The 2,629-nt window shown below is 37.8% G+C and carries 2 protein-coding genes; both read right to left on the bottom strand.

The features are described 5' to 3' along the window. Positions 1–111: 111 nt before the first annotated feature. Positions 112–1,749, bottom strand: a complete 1,638-nt coding sequence (locus K8S13_RS10225; RefSeq protein ID WP_291462345.1) for a hypothetical protein — start codon at positions 1,747–1,749, stop codon at positions 112–114. A 96-nt stretch (positions 1,750–1,845) separates the two neighbouring features. After that, positions 1,846–2,629: carbamoyltransferase C-terminal domain-containing protein (locus K8S13_RS10220; protein ID WP_291462344.1), on the bottom strand; the 784-nt coding region annotated here is incomplete at its 5' end.

Genomic DNA, 2,629 nt, shown 5'->3' with positions numbered 1-2,629 from the left:
TCTATCATCGAATTCATTCTACCTGAAAATTCACGCAGAAGACGTTTGTATCAATTGATCAAGCTTGGTCCGGCAGTTTTTTCAAAAAAACAGTAAAAATCTCTCTCTTCACTAATTGTTTGCAATTATCTTTGGTTTATCAAATCCAATATAATCCATCCGGATAACATCATTTTTTGATTTGCAGTTCAACCGGACATCAATAATCCTTTCTGCACAATCTTTCATATCTTTTTGAGCCAGATCAACTCTAGTCAGATCAACCGTTTCAAGGAATAAACCTGACGGAATTGACACTACTGATTCAAACCCGTTAATACCCACCTGGACAACTATTTCTATCATAGCATCTGACCGATTATATCCGGATATATATAGTGTCCTTGCCTGACTATGCTTTAATATGAGAGCAAGTGTTGCTCCCCCCCTTATGGGAAAGGTCCTTGGCGGATAGAGACCGCCTAATAATTGGTGAATACCTTTAAATCCATTAAAATCTATATGATTTTTTATATTTTTTTTAATATACTCTTTTCGATATTGTTTATATTGTTGCCAGTACAATGTCGTATCATATATTTTTCTTTTTGGTATTGTTATATCATGCACAAGCTTATTATTAAATAATGATTGCTGAACAGATTCGGCAAGAATTTTGTTTCCTTTTGGATTTAAATGACCGTCCCATCTCAAATTATACCGCTGCCTAAAACTCATAAATGGCATGCTGAAGTATTTACTTATATCTTCGAATATATACTCACCATGAATACTGTGTGTTTTCAACAAAATATTTAGACCATATATTATGATCGGAATATTATTTGCGTTAGCAAGACCCACCCCTTTATTAATTGACGAATAAAGCCGCTTATTGTAAAGGGGCGATAAAGTAATAGATGCTATTTCAGGAAAAAAATCCTCTGTCCCATTGATGACAACGGGTCTATTTCTATATATTAATTCACCATCGGAAAAATTTTCCAGTCTCCCTTTTGATGGAAACAGAGACCTGACGAATGGATAGGTGTAATAATTCTTTATTAAAAACCTATTCATTTTTTTAAATAAAGGTTCCGGCCCTATCGGCCTGGAATCTGCCCAGGCTCGTCTTCTTTGATCCATCATTAAATAATAATTATCCGGGTCAAATCTATCTTCTGTCCACCCCCAGGCCAATCTTAAGAATTCACTTGATACTGAATAGGACTCATGCGAGGTGATTAATTGTCCATTTTCATTGACTTGCAATGAATCATCCCAATCGTTACTCACAAGGAGCCAGATAATAAGATCCGGTGAGTATTTTGTAATCAGATTCTTTAATACATAATATTCATCTTCAGCATTATAACCGTCAACACCCGCGTTGAAAACTTCATACATTATCTTTAAGTTTGAATTACTTTTATTTAATTTTGCCTCAAGTTGCTGGGGATATGCATGGCGCTGGTCAACACCGAAACCAAATGTGATAGAATCTCCTATGGCAAGAATCCTGATAACATTTGATTTTTTTTGTTCACCTATTGTCGTTCTGTATCCATCATGGTTTGATATTATTCTTCCTGGAGGGAAATTACTATCCATATCAGGCTTTAACGTATATGGGACACCATCAATGGCTGATCTTGCATAGTAATCTCTTTCGAGTGGTCCGAAGCTTATCCATAACCCTGATACTCTAATAAAAATTTCAATTATGACACATGAAATTATTATTGAAAAGGTCACTAATACAAGTTTCAACAAAATTGAACCTTTCAAATCTGTTTTGTTGGGGGCGGGCATATATCTTTTCTCAGCTTACCTCATTGTTGATGCAGTCGTAATGGATCTCAGGTCTTAATCAAGCTCATACATATTTTGCCAATCTTCATCATCCTGCCAATTTTTCTGCTCCTGCTTAGAAAAAAGATAGTTATTAATCACTAACCAGTCCATTTCGGTTCTCATGAAGCAGCGATAGGCATCATCGGGCGAACAAACAATGGGCTCACCCCGGACATTAAAACTTGTGTTAACCAGCAGACCGTAACCGGTCAGCTCCTTAAAGGCTAAAATAAGTTTCCAATACCGCGCATTTGTTTCTTTATGAACAGTTTGGATTCGGGCCGTAAAATCCTCATGGGTAACGGCCGGAATATCTGAACGGATATGGTATAAACGCTCATAAAGCGGCATAAATTCATAATCTTCAGGTAAAGGTCTCCTGTGCGATTTCTTAACCGGGACCACCAGTTGCATATAAGGAGATGGCGAATCGATCTCAAAATATTCAGAAGCATCTTCCATCAATACCGAAGGCGCAAAAGGTCGGAAACCTTCACGAAATTTAATTTTGAGGTTAAGTTTTTTCTGCATCTCAAGATTCCTAGGATCACCAAGAATGCTACGGTTACCCAGTGCGCGAGGGCCCCACTCCATACGCCCTTGAAACCAGCCAACAATCTGACCCTCTGCCAGAAAGGAGGCAACACGCCTAAACAAAGAGTCTTCAGGTTCAATTTTTTCCAAAACTGCACCATATCTCCGACACATCCGCTCAATCGTGATAGAGTCGTAGGCTGGTCCAAGAAAGGAGCCTTTCATGGAATCATATTGGCGTGATACTGGTTTCCTCAATTTT

Source organism: Desulfobacula sp., from assembly GCF_021107415.1.
The sequence above is the reverse complement of the archived record's forward strand: the minus strand, read 5'-3'. Positions and strand labels throughout refer to the sequence as shown.